The organism is Enterobacter sp. SLBN-59, assembly GCF_024807915.1.
GTDB classification, from domain to species: domain Bacteria; phylum Pseudomonadota; class Gammaproteobacteria; order Enterobacterales; family Enterobacteriaceae; genus Enterobacter; species Enterobacter asburiae_B.
Genome location: NZ_JANUFI010000001.1, coordinates 3494093 through 3517802, shown reverse-complemented (window position 1 = coordinate 3517802; position 23710 = coordinate 3494093). Strand labels below are relative to the sequence as shown.

The following is a 23710-nucleotide window of genomic DNA, read 5'->3' as shown; positions in this document are numbered from 1 at the left end:
GCTACCCTCTCAAACTCGACTACTCTTCGCTGAACAAATCGCCGCCGTGCATGTCGATCATTTCCAGCGCCTTGCCACCACCACGGGCGACGCAAGTCAGTGGATCTTCTGCAACTACGACAGGAATACCTGTCTCTTCCATTAACAGGCGGTCGAGGTTACGCAGCAGCGCACCACCACCGGTCAGAACCATACCGCGCTCGGAGATATCGGATGCCAGCTCTGGTGGACACTGTTCCAGCGCAACCATTACCGCGCTCACGATGCCCGTCAGTGGTTCCTGCAGAGCTTCCAGAATTTCGTTGGAGTTCAGGGTGAAACCGCGTGGAACACCTTCAGCCAGGTTACGGCCACGCACTTCGATCTCACGCACTTCATCGCCCGGATACGCAGAGCCGATTTCGTGTTTGATACGCTCTGCGGTGGCTTCACCAATCAGAGAGCCGTAGTTACGGCGCACATAATTAATGATGGCTTCATCGAAGCGGTCACCACCGATACGTACGGAAGAGGAGTACACCACGCCGTTCAGAGAGATAACGGCCACTTCAGTGGTACCACCACCGATATCCACAACCATAGAACCGGTAGCTTCGGAAACAGGCAGGCCAGCACCGATGGCCGCAGCCATTGGCTCTTCAATCAGGAACACTTCACGTGCACCTGCACCCTGGGCAGATTCACGGATTGCGCGACGCTCTACCTGGGTTGCACCAACCGGCACACACACCAGAACACGCGGGCTTGGACGCATGAAGCTGTTGCTGTGAACCTGCTTGATGAAGTGCTGAAGCATTTTTTCAGTCACAAAGAAGTCGGCGATAACGCCGTCTTTCATTGGGCGAATGGCGGCGATGTTGCCAGGGGTACGACCCAGCATCTGCTTCGCGTCATGACCCACTGCAGCCACGCTTTTCGGCGAGCCTGCACGATCCTGACGAATGGCCACAACGGAAGGCTCATTCAATACGATGCCTTGTCCTTTTACATAAATAAGGGTATTCGCGGTACCCAGGTCAATGGACAGGTCATTGGAAAACATGCCACGAAATTTTTTCAACATACTAAGGGATAATCCTGAAAGCTGGGGCGGAAAACAAAATCCGCTTACTTTACCAACCACACGCAGCAGCGACAAGGCGCAAAAATCATCTGCAACGGTGAAAATTTGTGCAGTACGTTTCCTGATGTTACAAAATCATCCCCTGACTCCCTCAGGGCTGAGTAAACAGTAGCGTTCCCCACTGACGTTTGTAACCCGTTACAGGTCGTTCACTGGCTTTTTGCTCGACATACTCAAAGCTACAGGCGCGATATTCTACGTGAAAACAGCGTAAACGGCAGGTCAAACAGAGTATCTTTGCAAATATTTTTTCACGTTGGTGTCAAGCGGTTGAGAGGCAGCAAAAAAATCCCCCTGACCGCCCATCACGCCGCGCGCTGTTAACATCTGCCATTCGCTTCTGGAGCGCACGCCCGTGGCGAATACTTGTGTTCGCGTACCCTTGCACGCTTCTACCAGACTCTGTACCAGCAGCTGGTTTTCCGTACGCTTCTCAATATTCCTTACCAGCCCCGGATGTAGCTTTAATAACTCCACATCCAGTTCCTTGATCCAGTTGGTGCTGACCAGCGTTAAACCTGCCTGCGTCACAGCGATACGTGCACCGAGCGCATTGATCAAACGTACCACCGGACGTAACCGGCTGATGTGTTGACCTACATCGGCCTCAGCAAGTTCAAAAATAATGTGTTTACGTTGCGATTTTTCGCATTGCATTAACGTATCACGTAGCCAGCGCTGAAAACGTGGGCGTATTAACGACTCCACGGTGACCTGTAACGCCAGGTTTTCTTCAGGCCAGAAGGATAAAAACGGAATCAGCCGGGTAATTTGCTGGCGGTCATACTCTTCGGACAGGCCAAATTGCAGCACCATCGGCAGATATTCCGCAGAGATGACCTCTTCGGTACCGTCAAAAATACGACACATCAGTTCACGGTGATGAACGTTGCCGTTTTTCATGACCGCGGGTTTTTGATAAATACGTGGACCGCCGCGGCTGAGCATTTGCTCAATCAGCGTTCGCCAGCGCACGTTGCCGCGCCCTTTTTCCGGCAGCGAGTCATCGTAAACCGCCCATCCGTTGGCCCCCTGTAACACGGCGTTGCGGGTAGCGGCTTCCGCATGTTCCATCACCTGCTCTGTGGATTGTCCGCCACGCCAGGCGCAGATCCCCATGTGGACCATATCGTCCCTGTCGAGCATTTTGCTCTGCGGCAGCGCATCTACCGCCTTCAGCAGCTGGCTGGCGATGCTTTCGGATTCCTTCAGCGTACGATGAGGCAACAGCACGGCAAAGTCGCTGCGGTGATAGCGGGCCAGCAGCGCGCCCGGGTAGCGCATAATAAAGGTGGAGAGCAGGTTGATCAGCGTAAAGAGGTTTTCTTCCGCGGCTCGCTGTCCCCAGGTGTCGCGCAGGAGATCGAAATCGGGCAGGCGAATCATCATCACCACCCCGTGTGTCCCCACTTTTTCTGAATCGTCGAGCAGCGTGGCGAGCTGATTATCAAAGAAAAGACGGTTGTTAAGGCCAGTTTTATTATCCTGCGCCGCATAAGAGCGGATCAGCGTATCCATACGGCTGCGCTGGTCGCTGGCAAACTGGATTTCGGAGAGCAGAGTATCCAGCGCGCTGCTGGCGCGTGACGGCCACTCGTGGACAGAGCCACGCACCTGCGGGCCGCGTTCACCGTTCAGGATACGTACGGATCGCATCTCCAGCAGCTCCTGACCAGAGAGCTGGCGGCGCAGCCAGCGGACCGCGAGAAAGATCAGCAGGACGATAAACGCAACGGCGACGGTGAGCGGTGCGGTGGTCATCATGGAACGGAAATAGCTGGCCATCGGATCGAGGTAGACCATGTGTATGGTCATCCCCGGATTTTTAAGGGAATGCACCGTCACTTCCCGATACTGGCTTACCACGCCCGCGGGGCGATAGCTTCCCGGTCGTTCATGGCTTAAAACACGATGCTTTCCCTGCAGAATGTCGATCTGAACGATATCAACAGGTACCATCAACTCATCAAGCTCACGGGAGAGCCCCGGTAGGGGCGTCGTCAGCAGACGCGTATCAATCACCGAGGCAACAGACTGTACCCGGTTGACCAGCTTGTCCTGAATGGCGGTGTAAAAACTCAGGGAACAGCCCAGAAGCGTAACAAAAATGGTAAGCCCCGTCAGCAAGGTGATAAAAGCTGAGAACTTCGTCGTTAATCGCATCCTTGAGATTACTCCGTGGGTTGATGGGGTAGCGAGTAAGCGCTAACTTGCATTTCAAATGCGGCATACTACCAAATCGGGCGTATCTGGCAATTTATTGCGTTAAATCGGCACTGCGTTTCCCTGAGCGAGTATAGTCTTCAGAAATTATTTTCCAATCATCTGAGTCGTGAGGACCCCGTATGCAGGCTTTGATATTAGAACAGCAGGACGGCAAAACGCTTGCCTCAGTGCAGGCGGTTGAAGAGAGTCGCCTGCCGGAAGGCGACGTAACCGTCGACATCGACTGGTCCAGTTTAAATTATAAAGATGCGCTGGCTATTACCGGTAAGGGTAAAATCATCCGAAATTTCCCTATGGTGCCGGGGATCGATTTCGCTGGCCGGGTTCATACCAGCGAGGATCCGCGCTTCCATCCAGGCCAGCATGTGCTGCTCACCGGCTGGGGCGTGGGTGAAAATCACTGGGGTGGGCTGGCAACGCAGGCGCGCGTGAAGGGCGACTGGCTGGTGCCTGTGCCGAAAGGCATGGATGGCCGCAAGGCGATGATCGTCGGCACGGCAGGCTTTACCGCCATGCTATGCGTGATGGCGCTGGAAGATGCGGGTATTCGCCCTGAGTCAGGGGAAATTGTCGTCACCGGCGCGAGCGGAGGCGTGGGCAGCACGGCAGTCACGCTGCTCCACAAGCTGGGCTATCAGGTCGCTGCGGTTTCCGGCCGAGAAAGCACCCATGACTATCTGCGCCAGCTCGGCGCCAGCCGCATTCTCAGCCGCGACGAATTTGCCGAAACCCGTCCGCTGGAAAAACAGGTTTGGGCAGGGGCGGTGGATACCGTCGGTGATAAGGTGCTGGCAAAAGTCCTGGCGCAGATGAACTACGGCGGCTGCGTGGCAGCCTGCGGTCTGGCGGGCGGATTTGCCCTGCCAACCACCGTGATGCCATTTATTCTGCGTAACGTACGCCTGCAGGGTGTGGATTCCGTAATGACCCCGCCGGCCCGTCGTCATGAAGCCTGGGAACGGCTGGTGCGCGATCTGCCGGAATCTTTCTATACCCAGAGCGCAACGGAGATAACCCTCAGCCAGGCGCCGGAATACGCCAGTAAGATCATGGACAACCAGTTCCACGGCCGCGCGCTGGTGAAAATCGCCTAATCTTCAAATTTTCGTGACATATTCGCGCGAATCCCTCTCCTCCGTCATGCTTAGAAAAACGCATGACGGAGGATGCCATGAAAAACCGAAAACTGACGGAAGCTGACGTAACGTCTGAGTCTGTCTTTATGTTACAGCGCCGCCAGATCCTGAAAATGCTTGGCATCAGCGCCACAGCCCTGACGCTCTCTCCCGCGGCACACGCCGACCTGCTCGACTGGTTTAAAGGCAACGATCGGCCAAAGGCCCCATCCGGCGCCCCGCTCACCTTTACGAAACCGGCCGAATGGCAAAACAAGCTGACGCTCACGCCGGAAGATAAAGTTACCGGCTACAACAACTTCTACGAATTTGGTCTCGATAAGGCCGATCCTGCTGCCAACGCCGGCAGCCTCAAAACCGACCCGTGGACGCTGAAAATTGATGGCGAAGTGGCGAAACCCCTGACGCTTGACCACCACGAACTCATCACCCGTTTCCCGCTCGAAGAGCGCATCTATCGCATGCGCTGCGTGGAAGCCTGGTCGATGGTGGTGCCCTGGGTCGGCTTCCCGCTGCATAAACTGCTGGCGATGGTTGAGCCCACCAGCAACGCAAAATATGTCGCTTTCCAGACGCGCTATGCGCCGGACGAGATGCCCGGGCAGAAAGATCGGTTTATCGGCGGCGGGCTTGAATATCCGTATGTGGAAGGGCTACGTCTCGACGAAGCTATGCACCCCCTCACCCTGCTGACCGTTGGCGTATATGGCAAAGCGCTTCCGCCGCAGAACGGTGCCCCTATCCGTTTAACCGTACCGTGGAAATATGGTTTCAAAGGGATTAAATCTATCGTCAGCATTAAGCTTACCCGCGAACGTCCGCCAACCACCTGGAATCTGGCGGCTCCGGACGAATACGGCTTCTTCGCCAACGTTAACCCGCACGTGGATCATCCGCGCTGGTCGCAGGCAACCGAGCGGTTTATCGGTTCCGGCGGTGCGCTGGACGTGAAGCGCCAGCCGACGCTGCTGTTTAACGGCTATGCGGATGAAGTGGCCTCGCTTTACCGTGGCCTCAACTTACGGGAGAACTTCTGAGTGCGTTTAACGGCAAAACAGATTACCTGGCTGAAAGTGCTGCTGCACCTGGCCGGGCTGCTTCCTTTTATATGGCTGTTCTGGGCCGCAAGCCAGGGGCTCTTTAGCGCAGACCCGGCGAAGGATATCCAGCATTTTACCGGTCGGATGGCTCTGAAATTTTTGCTGGCCACCTTGCTCGTCTCGCCGCTGGCGCGCTACGCTAAACAGCCCTTATTGATACGCACCCGTCGCCTGTTAGGGCTATGGTGTTTTGCCTGGGCGACGCTGCACCTCACCAGCTACGCCCTGCTGGAACTGGGAATTAACAATCTGGCGCTGCTTGGCCGCGAACTGGTGACACGTCCTTATCTGACGCTGGGTATCGTGAGCTGGGTGGTTTTACTGGCGTTAGCGCTGACATCCACGCAATATGCGCAGCGAAAACTGGGCAGGCGCTGGCAGCTTCTGCATAACTTCGTCTATCTTGTCGCGATCCTCGCTCCCATTCATTACCTGTGGTCGGTGAAGATCCTCTCGCCGCAGCCAATCCTTTATGCACTGGCGGCCGTGGCGCTTTTGGCATGGCGTTACAAGAAATTCCGCCAGTGGTTGCGATAGTTCGCGAAACTGTGCGTTTTCCCGCAGATTACCCGTCAACCGCAAATCTTTTTCGGATAGCGGTTGATAATCTTCCCTGATAAGACCAGTATTTAGCTGCTAAATGCTACGAAATCGTTATAATGTGCGACCTTGGTTCGCCTGACAGCGGTTTTAAGCCTCTGAAAAGGTGACATTTGCGTTTCGAAGGTATATTTTGTTTTTTACCCGAAAATCGCAGGAGATAGCGGCATAATGACTGATAAATTCCATATCTTAGTTTTGAACGGACCGAACCTGAACATGCTCGGCACCCGTGAGCCAGAGAAGTACGGCACGCTAACATTGAGTGAAATTGTTAACCGTCTGGGAACGGAAGCAGCGTCACTGAATGTGGATTTGGATCATTTTCAGTCGAATGCGGAGTACGCACTCATCGACCGTATTCATCAGGCTAAAGACAATGTGGACTATATCCTGATCAATCCGGCCGCGTTTACGCACACCAGTGTTGCTATCCGCGACGCACTGCTCGCGGTGAGTATCCCGTTTATCGAGATCCACCTGAGTAATGTGCACGCCCGAGAGCCGTTCCGTCACCATTCGTATCTGTCAGATATCGCTGCTGGCGTTATCTGTGGACTGGGCGCAGACGGCTATTCATACGCTTTACAGACAGCGGTAAAACGCTTGTCACAATCACACTAAACAAGAGTACGGAACCCACTCATGGATATTCGTAAGATTAAAAAACTGATCGAGCTGGTTGAAGAATCAGGCATCTCCGAACTGGAAATTTCTGAAGGCGAAGAGTCTGTACGCATCAGCCGTGCAGCCCCAGCCGCTAGCTTCCCGGTAATGCAGCAAGCTTATGCTGCGCCAGTGCAGCAGCCTGCGCTCTCTGCAGCCGTTGCGCCAGCAGCTGAAGCCGCACCTGCCGCTGCAGCAGAAATCAGTGGTCACATCGTACGTTCCCCAATGGTTGGTACTTTCTACCGCACCCCGAGCCCGGACGCGAAGGCGTTCATCGAAGTGGGTCAGAAAGTCAACGTAGGCGATACCCTGTGCATCGTTGAAGCGATGAAAATGATGAACCAGATCGAAGCAGACAAATCAGGTACTGTGAAAGCGATTCTGGTCGAAAGTGGTCAGCCGGTTGAATTTGACGAGCCGCTGGTCGTCATCGAGTAACGAGGCGTACATGCTGGATAAAATTGTTATCGCCAACCGCGGCGAGATCGCACTGCGTATTCTTCGTGCCTGTAAAGAACTGGGCATCAAGACCGTCGCTGTGCACTCAAGCGCGGATCGCGATTTAAAACACGTATTGCTGGCGGATGAGACGGTCTGTATTGGCCCGGCTCCGTCCGTAAAAAGCTATCTGAACATCCCGGCTATCATCAGCGCCGCTGAAATCACCGGCGCGGTGGCAATTCATCCGGGTTACGGCTTCCTCTCTGAGAACGCCAACTTTGCTGAGCAGGTTGAACGCTCTGGCTTCATCTTCATCGGCCCGAAAGCCGACACCATCCGCCTGATGGGCGACAAAGTGTCTGCAATCACCGCGATGAAAAAAGCCGGTGTTCCAACCGTACCAGGCTCTGACGGCCCTCTGACCGACGACATGGATGCTAACCGTGCTCATGCTAAACGCATTGGCTATCCGGTTATCATCAAGGCGTCCGGCGGCGGCGGCGGTCGCGGTATGCGCGTTGTGCGCAGCGATGCTGAACTGGCGCAGTCCATCTCCATGACCAAAGCAGAAGCGAAAGCCGCTTTCAGCAATGACATGGTGTACATGGAAAAATACCTGGAAAACCCACGCCACATCGAAATTCAGGTGCTGGCTGACGGTCAGGGTAACGCGATCTATCTGGCAGAACGTGACTGCTCCATGCAGCGTCGTCACCAGAAAGTGGTCGAAGAAGCACCAGCACCGGGCATTACCCCGGAACTGCGTCGCTACATCGGCGAGCGTTGCTCCAAAGCGTGTGTCGATATCGGCTATCGCGGTGCAGGTACCTTTGAGTTCCTGTTCGAAAACGGCGAGTTCTATTTCATCGAAATGAACACCCGTATTCAGGTTGAACACCCGGTTACCGAAATGATCACTGGCGTTGACCTGATCAAAGAACAGCTGCGTATCGCTGCAGGCCAGCCGCTGTCCATCAAGCAGGAAGAAGTTGTGGTGAAAGGCCATGCGGTAGAGTGCCGTATCAACGCCGAAGACCCGAACACCTTCCTGCCAAGCCCGGGTAAAATCACGCGTTTCCACGCGCCGGGTGGCTTTGGTGTGCGCTGGGAGTCTCATATCTACGCCGGTTACACCGTACCGCCGTATTATGACTCAATGATCGGCAAGCTTATCTGCTACGGCGAAAACCGTGACGTGGCGATTGCCCGCATGAAAAACGCCCTGCAGGAGCTGATCATCGACGGTATCAAAACCAACGTTGATCTGCAGATGCGTATTATGAGCGACGAGCACTTCCAGAATGGTGGAACCAACATCCACTATCTGGAGAAAAAACTCGGTCTGAACGAGAAGTAAGAGACCTGTGTTGCTAAAAGGCCGGATTATCCGGCCTTTTTTATTTCTGGGGATCCCCAGGCCCCATCATGTACAATCCCCGCTTTCTTCATCCACAAGGGACAAAAAATGGACAAACGTTTTGTTCAGGCCCATAAAGAAGCGCGCTGGGCGCTGTGGCTGACCCTTCTCTATCTCGCTGCATGGTTAGTAACTGCTTACTTATCTGACTCCGCTATTGGCATCACCGGCCTGCCGCACTGGTTCGAAATGGCGTGTCTGCTGGTACCGCTGGTCTTCATCCTGCTGTGCTGGGCAATGGTGAAATTCATTTATCGCGATATTCCGCTGGAGGACGATGATGCAGCTTGAAGTCATTCTGCCGCTTATCGCTTACTTGTTAGTGGTGTTTGGTTTATCCGTTTACGCCATGCGTAAAAGAACGACGGGCACCTTCCTGAACGAGTATTTTCTGGGTAGCCGCTCGATGGGCGGCGTCGTGCTGGCCATGACGCTGACCGCGACCTACATCAGCGCCAGTTCGTTTATCGGCGGGCCCGGTGCGGCCTATAAATACGGGTTAGGCTGGGTGCTGCTGGCGATGATCCAGCTTCCTGCCGTCTGGCTCTCTTTGGGCATACTGGGTAAAAAATTTGCCATTCTGGCGCGCCGTTATAATGCCGTGACGCTCAACGATATGCTGTTTGCCCGCTATCAGAGCCGTTTACTGGTGTGGCTGGCCAGCTTAAGCCTGCTGGTGGCCTTTATTGGCGCAATGACGGTACAGTTTATCGGCGGGGCACGCCTGCTGGAAACGGCAGCGGGTATTCCCTACGAGACAGGCTTGATCATCTTCGGAGTCAGCATTGCGCTGTATACCGCGTTTGGCGGATTCCGAGCCAGCGTGCTGAACGATACGATGCAGGGCATGGTTATGCTTATCGGCACTCTTGTCCTGCTGGTCGGCATCGTCCACGCCGCGGGCGGCCTGAGCCATGCGGTTGAAACGCTCGAGACGATCGATCCAAAACTGGTTTCGCCGCAGGGCGCGGATGACATCCTTTCGCCAACCTTTATGACCTCGTTCTGGGTGTTGGTGTGCTTTGGGGTGATTGGCCTGCCGCATACCGCCGTACGCTGTATCTCTTACAAAGACAGCAAAGCCGTGCACAGAGGTATCATTATCGGCACTATCGTGGTTGCGATCCTGATGTTTGGTATGCACCTGGCGGGCGCGTTAGGTCGGGCAGTTATTCCTGACCTTACCGTACCCGATCTGGTTATCCCAACCCTGATGGTTAAAGTGCTGCCGCCATTTGCCGCCGGGATCTTCCTCGCCGCACCGATGGCCGCCATTATGTCGACCATCAACGCTCAGCTGCTGCAAAGTTCCGCTACGATCATAAAAGATCTCTATCTGAACCTGCGTCCTGAGCAGGCAGAGAATGAACGGCGCCTGAAGCGCATGTCGGCCGTTATTACTCTGTTGTTAGGGGCATTGCTGCTGTTAGCCGCGTGGCGCCCGCCGGAGATGATTATCTGGCTGAACCTGCTGGCATTTGGTGGGCTTGAAGCGGTATTCCTGTGGCCGCTGGTGTTAGGGCTCTACTGGGAGCGCGCGAATGCCGCCGGTGCGCTGAGCGCGATGATTGTCGGCGGCGTGCTTTACGCCGTCCTCGCAACGTTTAAGATTCAGTACCTGGGCTTCCATCCGATTGTGCCTTCGTTACTGCTAAGTTTACTGGCGTTTGTGGTGGGGAACCGTTTCGGTCAGCCCGTCCCACAACCCGCTATGATTTCTACTGATAAATAAAGAGTTTTGCCATGCCGTGGATCCAACTAAAACTGAACACAACCGGCGCGAACGCCGAAGAGCTGAGCGATGCGCTGATGGAGGCCGGTTCGGTCTCTATCACCTTCCAGGACACGCATGACACGCCGGTCTTTGAGCCGCTGCCGGGCGAAACCCGCCTGTGGGGTGATACCGACGTTATTGGCCTGTTTGATGCCGAAACCGATATGAAAGAGGTTGTCGCGATTCTGGAGAATCATCCTCTGCTGGGCGCGGGTTTCGTGCATAAAATCGAACAGCTGGAAGACAAAGACTGGGAACGCGAGTGGATGGATAACTTCCACCCGATGCAGTTCGGCAAACGTCTGTGGATCTGTCCGAGCTGGCGCGATGTCCCTGATGAAAGCGCAGTCAACGTGATGCTCGACCCGGGTCTGGCGTTTGGTACCGGTACTCACCCAACCACGTCTCTGTGCCTGCAGTGGCTGGATGGTCTGGATCTGGACGGTAAGACAGTGATCGACTTCGGCTGTGGATCCGGGATCCTCGCGATTGCAGCCCTGAAGCTGGGCGCGGCAAAAGCCATCGGGATCGATATCGATCCGCAGGCGATTCAGGCCAGCCGCGATAATGCCGAGCGTAACGGCGTCTCCGATCGTCTGGAGCTGTATCTGCCGGATGCTCAGCCAGACGCCATGAAAGCCGATGTGGTGGTCGCTAACATTCTGGCGGGCCCACTGCGCGAACTGGCCCCGTTAATCAGCGTGCTGCCCGTTGAGGGCGGTCTGCTGGGGCTTTCCGGTATCCTGGCAAGCCAGGCCGACAGCGTGTGTGAAGCCTACGCCGATCTCTTTGCCCTCGACCCGGTGGTGGAAAAAGAAGAGTGGTGCCGCATCACCGGGCGTAAAAAATAAGAATCTGGCGTGGTCATCTGACCACGCCTCTCACCCTCTGATAATCCTCTCTCCCCCGTTCATTCTTCGGTAAAATAACCCTACAAATCATGTTTATTTGTATTACAAAAATTCACCGGAAGAATATGATGACACACGTTACAGGCAAGGCAGCGCTGCTGGCGCTGAGCATGATTTCGGCTTCAGCATTTGCATCACACTGGAGCTATGAAGGGGAAGGTTCACCGCAACACTGGGGCGAGATGGACGAGGCATACAAGACCTGTCAAAGCGGTATGAACCAGTCTCCTGTTAATATTGATTCGACCACTAACGCCCATCTCTCCCCGCTACAAACCCACTACGTTGACGGCCCTGTTACGCTGACGAACAATGGCCATACCATTCAGGCAGGTGAACAGGCGAACACCCGCGATACCCTTACTCTCGATAAGCAAACCTGGACGTTACAGCAGTTCCATTTCCACGCGCCGAGCGAAAACACCGTACATGGCAAGAGGTACGCGATGGAAATGCATCTGGTTCATAAAAATGCCAGTGGGGAACTGACGGTGGTGGCGGTCATGTTTGATAAAGGGGCCGCAAACCCGGAGCTTGAAAAACTGTGGCGCGTTATGCCTCAGCAGGCCGAGCAGAACGTCTCCATCAAACAGGATCTCAACCTGAACAAACTGCTGCCAAAAAATAAAACGTACTGGCGCTTTAGCGGTTCACTGACCACTCCACCGTGTTCAGAAGGCGTTACCTGGATTGTACTTAAGCAGCCCCTGACGGTTTCTGCAGAACAACTTGCCAGATTCACCCGAACAATGCATCACGATAATAACCGTCCGGTACAATCGCTGCATGGGCGCGTCGTGGTCGAATAACACGCATTTTTCGCATGACGATCATGTTCTAAAATGCGACGCAGATCGCAAAGAAGTGGGGAAATCTGCTGTTAAAAACAGCAGATTATCCCGCTTCAGCGACGCATTTATTCAGAAATGATGAGAAGTTACGGGAAATTGTAAGCGCCCATAAAATAACCATTACCATATAACTTAATGATTTAAATAATGAATAATTTTTAACGGGAAGATTGGGCGGCGATTCCTTGATCTACAACAGTGGATTGTTCAAAGTTTGGCCTTTCATCTCGTGCAAAAAATGCGTAATATACGCCGCCTTGCAGTCACAGTATGGTCATTTCTTAACTCATGCGCATCGGACACCACCAGCTTAGAAATCGCCTGATCGCAGCCCCAATGGCAGGTATTACAGACCGGCCGTTCAGGACGCTGTGCTATGAGATGGGAGCCGGTTTAACCGTATCCGAGATGATGTCGTCTAACCCGCAGGTTTGGGAAAGCGATAAATCCCGCCTTCGGATGGTGCACGTTGATGAACCAGGTATCCGCACCGTGCAAATTGCCGGAAGCGTGCCTGAAGAGATGGCAGATGCCGCGCGGATTAACGTGGAAAGTGGTGCCCAGATTATTGATATCAATATGGGGTGCCCGGCCAAAAAGGTGAATCGCAAGCTTGCAGGTTCAGCCCTTCTGCAATACCCCGACCAGGTGAAAGCTATCCTGACGGCGGTTGTCAGCGCGGTGGACGTTCCTGTTACGTTGAAGATTCGCACGGGTTGGTCGCCGGAACACCGTAACTGTGTAGAGATTGCCCAACTGGCCGAAGACTGTGGCATTCAGGCCCTGACCATCCATGGACGCACTCGCGCCTGTTTGTTCAACGGTGAAGCTGAATACGACAGCATTCGGGCAGTTAAGCAGAAAGTTTCCATTCCGATTATCGCGAATGGCGACATAACTGACCCGCTTAAAGCCAGGGCTGTACTCGACTATACGGGAGCTGATGCTCTGATGATAGGACGTGCAGCTCAGGGAAGACCCTGGATCTTCCGGGAAATCCAGCATTATCTGGACACTGGGGAGCTGCTTGCCCCGCTGCCTTTGGCAGAGGTTAAGCGCTTGCTTTGTTCGCATGTTCGGGAACTGCATGACCACTACGGTCAGGCAAAAGGGTACCGAATTGCGCGTAAACACGTCTCCTGGTATCTCCAGGAGCACGCTCCAGATGACCAGTTTCGGCGCACATTCAACGCCATAGAGGATGCCAGCGTACAGCTGGAGGCGTTGGAGGCATACTTCGAAAATCTTGCGTAATGAAATAAAGAGCTGACAGAACTATGTTCGAACAACGCGTAAATTCTGACGTACTGACCGTTTCTACCGTTAACTCTCAGGACCAGGTAACTCAAAAGCCCCTGCGTGACTCGGTTAAACAGGCACTGAAGAACTATTTTGCTCAACTGAACGGTCAGGATGTTAATGACCTGTATGAGCTGGTACTGGCTGAAGTTGAACAGCCACTGTTGGACATGGTGATGCAATACACCCGCGGTAACCAAACCCGCGCTGCGCTGATGATGGGTATCAACCGTGGTACTCTGCGTAAGAAACTGAAAAAATACGGCATGAACTGATACTAATCAGTTAAATGCTTGTTTAAAAAGGCGCTCTTCGGCATGGGGAAGCGCCTTTTTTATTACCTGCGCTTCTCCGTCAACGCATTGTAAACCTTCGCCTCTCCTGCTTTTCAACCCCAGTTTTTCGTGTATATTTCCCCCACCTTACTGGCGATTTTCTCGCGGAATGACACAATGATTCGTAAATACTGGTGGCTGGTTGTCTTTGCAATCTCCGTTCTCATTTTCGATACACTCCTTATGCAGTGGATTGAACTGATGAGCACCGAAACCGATAAGTGTCGCAATATGAACTCCGTCAATCCGCTGAAACTCGTGAACTGCTCAGAGCTCGACTAACCGCCCGATTGCGCAAATCACCCCCTTATTACCCACTAAAAACGGGGATTTAAATCCCTTTGAGCCATTACCTGACGGTGATAATGTCTCGCCCTTCTCAACCACTCTAGCGTAACCCCACACTCGAGTAGAACCGTCCATGCTGGTCAGCCAATACAACCATATCCTTGTCGTCCTCTCCTTTGTTGTTGCCATTCTTGCTGCGTATACCGCGCTGAACATGGCTGCACGCGTCGCCGGGAGTGAAGGTGTCGCTGCCCGCGTCTGGCTGGCTGGCGGCGGTATTGCTATGGGGATTGGCGTGTGGGCCATGCATTTTATCGGCATGCTGGCGATGGACCTCTCCATGAGCATGAGCTACAACGCCACCCTGACGGTATTATCTATGGTCATCGCCGTGGGTTCGTCGCTGTTTGCGCTATGGCTTGTGAGCTGCGAGCAACTACGCCTGCGCCGACTGCTGCCCGGCGCGCTGGTGATGGGGAGCGGTATTGTGGCCATGCATTACACCGGCATGGCGGCGCTGGAGGTGATGCCCGGGATAATCTGGGACAAGGTCTGGGTGGCCATTTCGGTCGTGATTGCGCTTGCCGCTTCACTCGCGGCATTATGGCTGACCTTCCGCCTGCGTCGCGAAGCCGCGCAGGTCGTGCTGATGCGCATGGGTGCCGCCATCACGATGGGAATTGCCATTGCCGGCATGCACTATGCCGGGATGAAAGCGGCGCAGTTTCCGATGTCCACAATGGTTCACCATGAGGGTATCAACGGGAGCTGGCTGGCGGTGCTGGTCAGCGTCGTCGCGCTCTCAATTCTTGGGATCACCCTGCTGGTGTCGATGCTGGATGCCCGCCTTCAGGCACGCACCGCCCTTCTGGCCTCGTCGCTGGCAGAAGCTAACCGGGAACTCGCTCAGCTGGCGCTACACGATACCCTGACGCGTCTGCCCAACCGTATCCTGCTGGAAGACAGACTCGATCAGGCCATCAGCAAAGCCGATCGTGAAGGGAACCACTTTGCCCTGATGTTCATGGATCTTGACGGCTTTAAAGCCATCAATGATGCCTACGGCCATGATGTCGGTGACAGGCTGCTGGTCGCCGTTACGCAGCGCCTGCTGCTTCTCCTGAAGGGCCAGTTCACACTTGCACGCATCGGCGGTGATGAATTTGTTCTGCTGGCAGAGGGAGAAGGTCCGGACGACGCGGCATCGCTGGCGAATTCGCTGGTGCGCGCGATCGATAGCCCGTTCAATCTTAGCCCCTATGAACTGGTGGTGACCCTCAGCATTGGTATCGCGCTGTACCCTCACGACGGCAAAACCGAGCGTGAGCTGATGTTTAACGCCGACGCGGCGATGTATCACACGAAGCATATGGGCCGTAACGGTTATCACTTCTTCCAGCCCTCCATGAACACCCTGGCGCAGACCCATCTCCAGTTAATGAACGATCTGTGGATGGCGATCGATCGCAATGAGCTGCGCCTGCTGTATCAGCCAAAATTTCACGCCCCGGCGGGCCCGGTCCTCGGATTCGAGGCGCTGTTGCGCTGGCAGCATCCTAAGCAAGGGTTACTGACGCCGGACCTTTTTCTGCCGCTGGCGGAAAAAACGGGGCTGATCGTCCCGATTGGCAACTGGGTGATTAATGAAGCCTGTCGCCAGCTGCGGGAATGGCATCTTCAGGGACATCAAAGCTGGTCAATGGCGGTAAACCTGTCGACACTGCAGTTTGAACAACCTTCGCTGGTTAAAACGGTTCTCGACTGCCTGGCACTTCACCAGGTGCCACCGGAAATGTTGATCCTCGAAGTGACGGAAACCACGGCGATGAGCAACCCGGATGAGAGCGTACGGGTGCTGACAGAGCTGACGAATGCGGGGGTGAAGGCCTCCATTGATGATTTTGGCACCGGATATTCGAGCCTGCTGTACCTCAAGCGCTTACCGGCCTGTGAATTGAAAATCGACAGGGCGTTTGTGCAAGAGCTCAGCGGCGAGAGCGAGGATGCCACTATTGTCTCTGCGATTGTGGCTCTCGCTAAAACACTTAACCTGAAAGTTGTGGCTGAAGGTGTGGAAACCGAAGCGCAGCAAGCCTTTTTAACCGAGCTGGGCTGTAACACCCTTCAGGGTTATCTGTTAGGTAAACCCGTCAGCGCGCAGACCATAGAAGCACTTTGTGCCCGAGGGGAAATGTTACCCGGCGCTGAGCAATAAGCACCCTCATCTGGCGACACGCGAATAACCGGGAGTGTCGCCAGTATGCTATCGACCAGAGCGGGAGCCTGCTGATAAAGATTAAAACTGTCGTTATTCATTAACCAGTTTTTAATTATTCCGCTAAAAAAAGCGTGGAATACAATCATGGTGAGATCAACATTCACCTGTGGCGAAATGATGTTTCGCGAAATACAGGTCTCCAGCGTGGCGCGTAGCGTGTCATCGTTGAATCCGATACGCTTTCTGATTTCACGTTCAGAAATCATATCGCTGCTAAATTCACACTTATGATACAGAATTTGTAAAAGCGCACATTGCCGGGGTTCATGGGCAATATACTGCAGCGCAGTAATAAATTGCTCACGAAGTTTTAACAATGGATCGTCACTATCGGAAAGGGAAAGCCTGTCGTGAATAATCTCGCGAAGCGGTAATTGCTGTTCCCAGATGGCATTAAATATTTCAGATTTACTGGTGAAGTGCCAGTAGATCGCGCCGCGCGTCACCTTAGCAGCATCAGCGATATCCGTCAGCGTCGTGCTGGCTACGCCCCGCGTCGCAAACTGTTCAATAGCCGCCTCAATCAGCTGCTGCCGGGTTTGTTGAGCCTCTTCTTTCTTTTTACGCGCCATAGGCAACTACTCGTTACTCACAAGGTTTAAAAGTAATATTGCGTTCATGCAAATGTAAGTATTCACTAAAAGCCGTTTTAATTTTGCACAAAAAAAGTCACCCGTCTTAATTTATAATCAATATAAATATATCGCTCCAATTAAATTGGCGGAGTGAATAATTAAAAACATTAAATTCATTTACCTGATTAACATGCCTGAAGTATATCCCTGAATGGACCCGGTCTGATTCTGATTTTTTCTACGAGCATGGTCATTCGCACTTATAAATTAAAAAACATTAAATACCCTCATTATTATACGCAGCTACATTTTATTTTTATCCCTCTGCCCCTGCTACCGATTCGCGGCATATATCGGTGAATGGGTATTTAAAGGAACAGTAATGACGAATCATTTCAGACGTTTGCCCTTATCCGGTTTCATTGTCTGCGCGGTACTGCTCACTGGATGCGATGGTCAGGAAAATCAACAGCAACACCAGCAGGCGCCTCAGGTCAGCGTGCATATTGTGAAAAGCGCGCCTCTGGCGGTCACCACTGAACTCCCGGGCAGAACAGATGCATTTCGCGTTGCGGAGGTTCGTCCTCAGGTTAGCGGCATTATCCTGCGCCGTAACTTCGCGGAGGGTAGCGATGTAAAAGCGGGCGAGTCACTTTACCAGATTGATCCTGCGCCCTATCAGGCAGCCTATGACAGCGCGAAAGGCGAACTGGCGAAGGCTCAGGCGGCGGCCAATATTGCGCACCTGACGGTGAAACGTTATCTCCCTCTGGTAGGCACCCAGTATGTCAGTAAGCAGGAGTATGACCAGGCCGTGGCGACGGCTCAGCAGGCAGATGCCAGCGTGGTTGCCGCAAAAGCGGGTGTTGAGAGCGCACGTATCAACCTTGCCTACACCAAAGTGACCTCTCCGGTTGATGGTCGTATCGGAAAATCCAGCGTGACCGAAGGGGCGCTGGTGACGAACGGGCAAGCCGCAGCGCTGGCAACGGTCCAGCTTCTCGATCCGATTTATGTTGATGTCACCCAGTCCAGTAATGATTTTATGCGCCTGAAACAGACAAGCCTGCAAAAAGGTGATATCGCCAGCAACGTTGAGCTGCTGATGGAGAACGGGCAGCCCTACCCGCTAAAAGGCACATTGCAGTTCTCTGACGTCACGGTCGATGAAAGTACCGGCTCGATTACCCTGCGCGCCATTTTCCGGAACCCTCAGCATCTGTTGTTACCCGGCATGTTCGTTCGCGCCCGCATTGATGAAGGCACCCAGCCGGAGGCGATTCTGGTACCACAGCAAGGCGTGACCCGTACACCGCGAGGCGATGCAACCGTCCTGGTGGTGAATGATAAAAATCAGGTTGAGCCGCGAACCGTCGTGGCCCCTCAGGCAATTGGCGATCGCTGGCTGGTGACGGAAGGGCTGAAAAACGGTGACCGCGTGATTGTCAGCGGGCTACAGAAAGTCAGACCCGGGGTAACCGTCGTCGCCACGCCTGATATCACCACGACGCCAGCCGGTTAAGGGACGACGACATGGCTAATTTCTTTATTCAAAGACCGGTTTTCGCCTGGGTACTTGCCATCATTTTGATGATTGCAGGCGGGCTGGCCATTCTCAAACTTCCCGTCGCACAGTATCCGACCATTGCTCCTCCCGCCGTGGCGATATCCGCGACTTACCCGGGAGCGGACGCTCAAACGGTACAGGATACCGTGACCCAGGTTATCGAACAGAACATGAACGGTATCGATAAGCTGATGTATATGTCCTCCACCAGCGATTCAGCGGGTAACGTCACCATCACCCTGACCTTCGAGTCAGGAACCGATCCGGACATCGCCCAGGTACAGGTGCAGAACAAGCTGCAGCTCGCCATGCCGCTGCTGCCGCAAGAGGTTCAGCAGCAAGGGATTGGCGTGGAGAAATCCAGCAGCAGCTTCCTGCTGGTCGCCGGCTTTGTTTCAGACAACAAAAATCTCACGCAGAATGACATCTCTGACTATGTCGCTTCGAACGTTAAAGATGCCATCAGCCGAACGTCTGGCGTCGGTGATGTTCAGCTGTTTGGCGCTCAGTATGCGATGCGCATCTGGCTCGACAGCAACGCGATGAACAAATACCAGCTGACGCCGCAGGATATTATCAACCAGCTGAAAACGCAGAACGACCAGATAGCAGCGGGCCAGCTGGGCGGAACGCCGTCCATTCCCGGGCAACAGCTGAATGCCTCAATCATCGCGCAAACCCGCCTGAAATCACCGGAGGAGTTTGGCCGCGTGACGCTCAAGGTGAATCAGGACGGCTCGATGGTTCATCTGAAGGACGTGGCTCGTATTGAGCTGGGTGGCGAAAACTACAACATGGTCACTAAAATCAACGGGCAGGCGGCAACCGGCCTGGGGATTAAGCTGGCAACCGGGGCAAATGCGCTGGACACCGCGGCAGCCATTAAGAGCAAGCTGGCGCAACTGCAGCAGTTCTTCCCGCAGGGGCTGAAAGTTGTCTATCCCTATGACACCACCCCTTTTGTGAAAATCTCCATTCACGAAGTGGTGAAGACCCTGTTTGAAGCAATCATTCTCGTCTTCCTGGTCATGTACCTGTTCCTGCAAAACCTGCGGGCGACGCTCATCCCGACTATCGCGGTGCCGGTCGTTCTGCTGGGTACCTTTGCGGTTCTGGCGGCATTCGGTTTCTCCATCAACACCCTGACGATGTTCGGTATGGTGCTGGCGATAGGTCTGCTGGTCGATGATGCTATCGTGGTCGTTGAGAACGTTGAACGCGTCATGGTCGAAGACAAACTGCCGCCGAAAGAGGCCACGCAGAAGTCGATGGAGCAGATCCAGGGTGCACTGGTGGGGATCGCCATGGTGCTCTCGGCGGTCTTTATTCCGATGGCCTTTTTTGGCGGCTCGACGGGGGCGATCTATCGTCAGTTCTCGCTGACTATCGTTTCCGCTATGGCGTTGTCCGTACTGGTTGCGCTAATCCTTACGCCCGCACTCTGCGCAACGTTGCTTAAGCCCGTATCCGGCGACCATCATGAGAAGAAAGGTGGCTTCTTCGGCTGGTTTAATGCGCTCTTTGATAAAAGCGTGGAGCACTACAGCAACAGCGTGAGCGGTATTTTGCGTAAGACAGGGCGCTATCTGGCGGTGTACGTCATTATCGTCTGTGGGATGGCGGTGCTCTTCCTGCGCTTGCCTACCTCCTTCCTGCCCGAAGAGGATCAGGGGGTGTTTATGACGATGGTTCAACTCCCGGCGGGTGCAACCCAGACGCGTACTCAGCAGGTCCTCGATCAGGTTCAGGATTACTATCTGAACAACGAAAAGGCGAACGTGGAATCCGTCTTTACCGTAAACGGCTTTAGCTTTAGCGGCCAGGGTCAGAATGCCGGTATTGCCTTCGTCAGCCTGAAGCCCTGGGAGGAGCGCCCGGGGGCGGAAAACGGCGTTGAAGCCATTGTGGGTCGCGCGACAAAAGCCTTCAGTCAAATTACAGATGGCCTCGTGTTCCCGTTTAACCTGCCTGCAATTATCGAACTGGGTACCGCCACGGGCTTCGATTTTGAATTGATCGATCAGGCCAACCTGGGGCATACCCAGCTGACGCAGGCGCGTAACCAACTGCTCAGCATGGTGCATGAGCACCCTGACCTGCTGGTTCGCGTGCGCCCTAACGGTCTTGAAGATACGCCTCAGTTCAAGCTGGATGTCGATCAGGAGAAAGCGCAGGCGCTGGGCGTCAGCCTTTCTGACGTCAATCAGACGATTTCGACGGCCTTAGGTGGCACCTATGTGAATGACTTTATCGATCATGGCCGAGTGAAAAAGGTCTACGTACAGGCCGACGCAAAATTCCGTATGTTGCCGGGAGATATTAATAACCTTTACGTGCGCAGCGCGAATGGGGAAATGGTCCCGTTTTCAGCCTTCAGCAACGCTCGTTGGGTGTATGGTTCACCTCGTCTGGAACGCTATAACGGGATGCCCTCTATGGAGATACTGGGTGAATCAGCCCCGGGTAAAAGTACCGGTGAGGCCATGGCTATGATGGAAAGTCTCGCGGCAAAACTGCCTTCCGGCATCGGCTATGACTGGACGGGGATGTCTTATCAGGAGCGGCTCTCGGGTAACCAGGCGCCTGCCCTGTACGCCATTTCACTGATCGTGGTGTTCCTGTGCCTTGCTGCGCTGTATGAAAGCTGGTCCATTCCGTTCTCCGTTATGCTGGTTGTGCCGCTTGGGGTCATTGGGGCTCTTCTCGCAGCGTCGCTGCGCGGGTTAAACAATGACGTCTATTTCCAGGTCGGCCTGCTGACGACGATTGGTTTATCGGCGAAAAACGCCATCCTGATCGTCGAATTTGCTAAAGACCTGATGGATAAAGAAGGCAAAGGCATTATTGAAGCCACGCTGGAAGCTTCCAGGATGCGCCTTCGACCGATCCTGATGACGTCTCTGGCCTTTATTCTTGGCGTCATGCCGCTGGTGATCAGCACCGGGGCCGGGAGCGGCGCGCAAAACGCCGTCGGTACGGGCGTTATGGGGGGAATGCTTTCCGCAACGCTTCTGGCGATTTTCTTCGTGCCCGTTTTCTTTGTGGTTGTTCGGCGACGGTTTACTCACCATAAAGGTTAATGTTTCCCTGAAAAGGCACCTCTGGTGCCTTTTTATTTTTAACTTAAACAACGAATTAGGTTTTACATAAAGGAAGCATTAAGAATATGATGATTTGCATTAAGTAAAAACAGTCTCTTGCAACTCCACAATGTCTCCATTAATTCCTCCTGAAACCGACTTTTCTCCACGATTTTTACAAACTACATAATTTGAGATTATTCCTCGTGTAACGAGGACTTACCCCGGTGGTAAAATAACCTCCAGTTCGTTAATAGCCCTCCTGGCTTTATAGCGGATGAGAAATAATACTGAGGTAACATCATGAAAAGATTCATTTCCGTTGCACTTCTCGCTGCGCTGCTTGCTGGTTGCGCGCACGATTCTCCATGTGTACCGGTTTACGACGACCAGGGCCGACTGGTTCATACCAATACCTGTATGAAAGGCACCACCCAGGATAACTGGGAGACTGCGGGTGCTATCGCCGGCGGTGCTGCCGCAGTAGCGGGTTTAACACTGGGTATTGTTGCCCTCACGAAGTAACATCTGTTGAGAAAGCGCGGCTCTGGCCGCGCTTTTGCTTTTAATGAGTGCAATATTTTCAAATAAGTAAAAAAATAGCCCTGTAAATATTCACTAAATTAATCTAAGCCTGAAGTCAGTCACAACTTTTTAGCATATTCATTCAAATTACTTATTCTATCGTGATGATTTTCACACATTAAGATTATTGAATACCCTGCCAATATTCACGCGGAAAACTATCTCTTCTTTTTCCTGACCCGACTCGCAACTTTTGCTCCGATTTGTGGCACAGGTTGTAATTTCGCACCGTTTCGGGGCGCTCGTTTTATTTAAGCCTGTCTACACTCAGCATTAAGCGTTCACTCGTCTCTTATTTTGTCGAACGCAAAACTGGCATTACGTTTGCTTTATAAACGTTGGCCAAAGCCACAGACAGGTAAAGCGTTTAAAAACGCCTCTATAACGATAAATTTCGCCACACAGGATGCATTATGAAAAAGACGATGATAGCCAGCCTGGCCGCTGCAGGCATGTTGTTTGCCGTAGCCGGTCAAGCCCATGCGGGAACGACACTGGATGCCGTTAAAAAGAAAGGTTTTGTTCAATGTGGTATCAGTGACGGTTTGCCTGGCTTCTCTTATGCCGATGCGAACGGCAAATTTACCGGTATTGATGTGGATGTCTGCCGTGGCGTTGCAGCCGCCGTTTTTGGCGATGACAGCAAAGTAAAATATACCCCGCTGACGGCGAAAGAACGCTTTACTGCGCTGCAGTCCGGCGAGGTCGACATGCTCTCCCGTAATACCACCTGGACTTCCTCCCGTGATGCCGGCATGGGGATGTCATTTACGGGCGTGACCTATTATGACGGCATCGGCTTCCTGACCCACAATAAAGCGGGCCTGAAAAGCGCCAAGGAACTGGATGGCGCCACCGTTTGTATCCAGGCGGGCACCGATACCGAGCTGAACGTCGCGGATTATTTCAAAGCAAACAACATGAAATACACCCCTGTGACATTCGACCGCTCGGATGAATCGGCCAAAGCGCTGGAATCCGGCCGTTGCGACACGCTGGCCTCTGACCAGTCACAGCTGTATGCCTTACGCATTAAGCTGAGCAACCCGGCAGAGTGGATTGTCCTGCCTGAAGTCATCTCCAAAGAGCCTCTCGGCCCCGTCGTTCGTCGTGGCGATGAAGACTGGTTCTCCATCGTTCGCTGGACGCTGTTTGCCATGCTGAACGCAGAAGAGATGGGCATCAACTCTAAAAACGTTGATGAGAAAGCCGCTAAGCCATCCAACCCGGATATGGCACACCTGCTCGGTAAAGAAGGTGATTTCGGCAAGGATCTGAAGCTGGATAACAAGTGGGCTTACAATATCATCAAACAGGTGGGCAACTACTCTGAGATCTTTGAACGCAACGTGGGATCGGAAAGCCCGCTGAAGATCAAACGCGGCCAGAACAATCTCTGGAACAACGGCGGTATTCAGTACGCACCACCAGTTCGTTAAGTCATAGCTGTAACGG

At 53.6% G+C, this 23710-nt stretch carries 21 protein-coding genes; 18 read left to right on the top strand and 3 right to left on the bottom strand.

Annotated elements, in window-relative coordinates; genetic code table 11:
* Positions 1-19: 19 nt before the first annotated feature.
* Together mreB and csrD are read right to left on the bottom strand one after the other, a co-directional pair.
* Entirely contained in the window at positions 20-1063 is a 1044-nt protein-coding gene (mreB, locus tag M2422_RS16785; RefSeq protein ID WP_000913396.1) for a rod shape-determining protein MreB, read from the bottom strand.
* A 282-nt stretch (positions 1064-1345) separates the two neighbouring features.
* Positions 1346-3286 carry an RNase E specificity factor CsrD gene (csrD, locus tag M2422_RS16780; protein WP_064673380.1) on the bottom strand — a complete coding sequence of 647 codons (1941 nt, stop codon included), beginning with the start codon at positions 3284-3286 and terminating at the stop codon, positions 1346-1348.
* Between the two features lie 182 nt (positions 3287-3468).
* Here csrD and M2422_RS16775 point away from each other — a divergent pair, with 182 nt between their 5' ends.
* The 14 genes from M2422_RS16775 (at position 3469) to M2422_RS16710 (ending at position 16385) form a co-directional block, all read left to right on the top strand.
* Complete coding sequence (locus tag M2422_RS16775; protein WP_032659658.1) at positions 3469-4443, top strand: MDR family oxidoreductase; 975 nt, start codon at positions 3469-3471, stop codon at positions 4441-4443.
* Positions 4444-4520: 77 nt separating this feature from the next.
* Positions 4521-5522: a protein-methionine-sulfoxide reductase catalytic subunit MsrP gene (gene msrP, locus M2422_RS16770; RefSeq protein WP_064673381.1), complete on the top strand. Its 1002-nt coding sequence runs from the start codon at positions 4521-4523 to the stop codon at positions 5520-5522.
* Positions 5523-6122, top strand: coding sequence for a protein-methionine-sulfoxide reductase heme-binding subunit MsrQ (gene msrQ, locus M2422_RS16765; RefSeq protein ID WP_032659655.1), 600 nt, complete (start codon positions 5523-5525; stop codon positions 6120-6122). It begins immediately after the preceding gene.
* 234 nt (positions 6123-6356) lie between these two features.
* Positions 6357-6809, top strand: a complete 453-nt coding sequence (gene aroQ, locus M2422_RS16760) for a type II 3-dehydroquinate dehydratase (protein ID WP_023309405.1) — start codon at positions 6357-6359, stop codon at positions 6807-6809.
* 21 nt (positions 6810-6830) lie between these two features.
* Positions 6831-7292, top strand: coding sequence for an acetyl-CoA carboxylase biotin carboxyl carrier protein (accB, locus tag M2422_RS16755; protein ID WP_010436174.1), 462 nt, complete (start codon positions 6831-6833; stop codon positions 7290-7292).
* A 10-nt stretch (positions 7293-7302) separates the two neighbouring features.
* Positions 7303-8652 (top strand): acetyl-CoA carboxylase biotin carboxylase subunit, encoded by a 1350-nt coding sequence (gene accC, locus M2422_RS16750; RefSeq protein ID WP_023333644.1) that lies wholly within the window; start codon positions 7303-7305, stop codon positions 8650-8652.
* Between the two features lie 108 nt (positions 8653-8760).
* On the top strand, positions 8761-9003 hold the full coding sequence (locus tag M2422_RS16745) for a YhdT family protein (RefSeq protein ID WP_064673382.1): 243 nt from the start codon (positions 8761-8763) through the stop codon (positions 9001-9003).
* On the top strand, positions 8993-10444 hold the full coding sequence (gene panF, locus M2422_RS16740; RefSeq protein WP_064673383.1) for a sodium/pantothenate symporter: 1452 nt from the start codon (positions 8993-8995) through the stop codon (positions 10442-10444). Before M2422_RS16745 ends, panF begins: the two co-directional genes overlap by 11 nt.
* 11 nt (positions 10445-10455) lie before the next feature.
* Entirely contained in the window at positions 10456-11337 is an 882-nt protein-coding gene (gene prmA, locus M2422_RS16735; protein WP_047650964.1) for a 50S ribosomal protein L11 methyltransferase, read from the top strand.
* Between the two features lie 128 nt (positions 11338-11465).
* Positions 11466-12206 (top strand): carbonic anhydrase, encoded by a 741-nt coding sequence (locus tag M2422_RS16730; protein WP_033146772.1) that lies wholly within the window; start codon positions 11466-11468, stop codon positions 12204-12206.
* A gap of 330 nt (positions 12207-12536) precedes the next feature.
* Positions 12537-13502, top strand: a complete 966-nt coding sequence (gene dusB / locus M2422_RS16725; RefSeq protein ID WP_023309409.1) for a tRNA dihydrouridine synthase DusB — start codon at positions 12537-12539, stop codon at positions 13500-13502.
* Between the two features lie 23 nt (positions 13503-13525).
* Complete coding sequence (gene fis / locus M2422_RS16720; RefSeq protein WP_000462905.1) at positions 13526-13822, top strand: DNA-binding transcriptional regulator Fis; 297 nt, start codon at positions 13526-13528, stop codon at positions 13820-13822.
* A 177-nt stretch (positions 13823-13999) separates the two neighbouring features.
* The gene (locus M2422_RS16715; RefSeq protein WP_023309432.1) at positions 14000-14164 is read left to right on the top strand and encodes a DUF2556 family protein; all 165 of its coding nucleotides are present in this window, start codon (positions 14000-14002) and stop codon (positions 14162-14164) included.
* 139 nt (positions 14165-14303) lie between these two features.
* Complete coding sequence (locus tag M2422_RS16710; RefSeq protein ID WP_064673384.1) at positions 14304-16385, top strand: bifunctional diguanylate cyclase/phosphodiesterase; 2082 nt, start codon at positions 14304-14306, stop codon at positions 16383-16385.
* Here M2422_RS16710 and envR read toward each other — a convergent pair.
* Positions 16301-17020 carry an acrEF/envCD operon transcriptional regulator gene (gene envR / locus M2422_RS16705; protein ID WP_074399187.1) on the bottom strand — a complete coding sequence of 240 codons (720 nt, stop codon included), beginning with the start codon at positions 17018-17020 and terminating at the stop codon, positions 16301-16303. The two genes, M2422_RS16710 and envR, sit on opposite strands and share 85 nt — an antisense overlap.
* Positions 17021-17405: 385 nt before the next feature.
* On the opposite strand from envR, the gene M2422_RS16700 reads away from it, so the two are divergent.
* From M2422_RS16700 to M2422_RS16685, 4 genes are all read left to right on the top strand, one after another.
* Positions 17406-18545 (top strand): efflux RND transporter periplasmic adaptor subunit, encoded by a 1140-nt coding sequence (locus tag M2422_RS16700; protein WP_064673385.1) that lies wholly within the window; start codon positions 17406-17408, stop codon positions 18543-18545.
* Positions 18546-18556: 11 nt separating this feature from the next.
* On the top strand, positions 18557-21670 hold the full coding sequence (locus tag M2422_RS16695; RefSeq protein WP_064673386.1) for an efflux RND transporter permease subunit: 3114 nt from the start codon (positions 18557-18559) through the stop codon (positions 21668-21670).
* A 303-nt stretch (positions 21671-21973) separates the two neighbouring features.
* A complete protein-coding gene (locus tag M2422_RS16690; RefSeq protein WP_008502867.1) occupies positions 21974-22195 on the top strand; it encodes a lipoprotein in 222 nt (73 codons plus the stop codon).
* 473 nt (positions 22196-22668) lie between these two features.
* Positions 22669-23694, top strand: a complete 1026-nt coding sequence (locus M2422_RS16685; RefSeq protein ID WP_023333654.1) for an amino acid ABC transporter substrate-binding protein — start codon at positions 22669-22671, stop codon at positions 23692-23694.
* Positions 23695-23710: the final 16 nt, after the last annotated feature.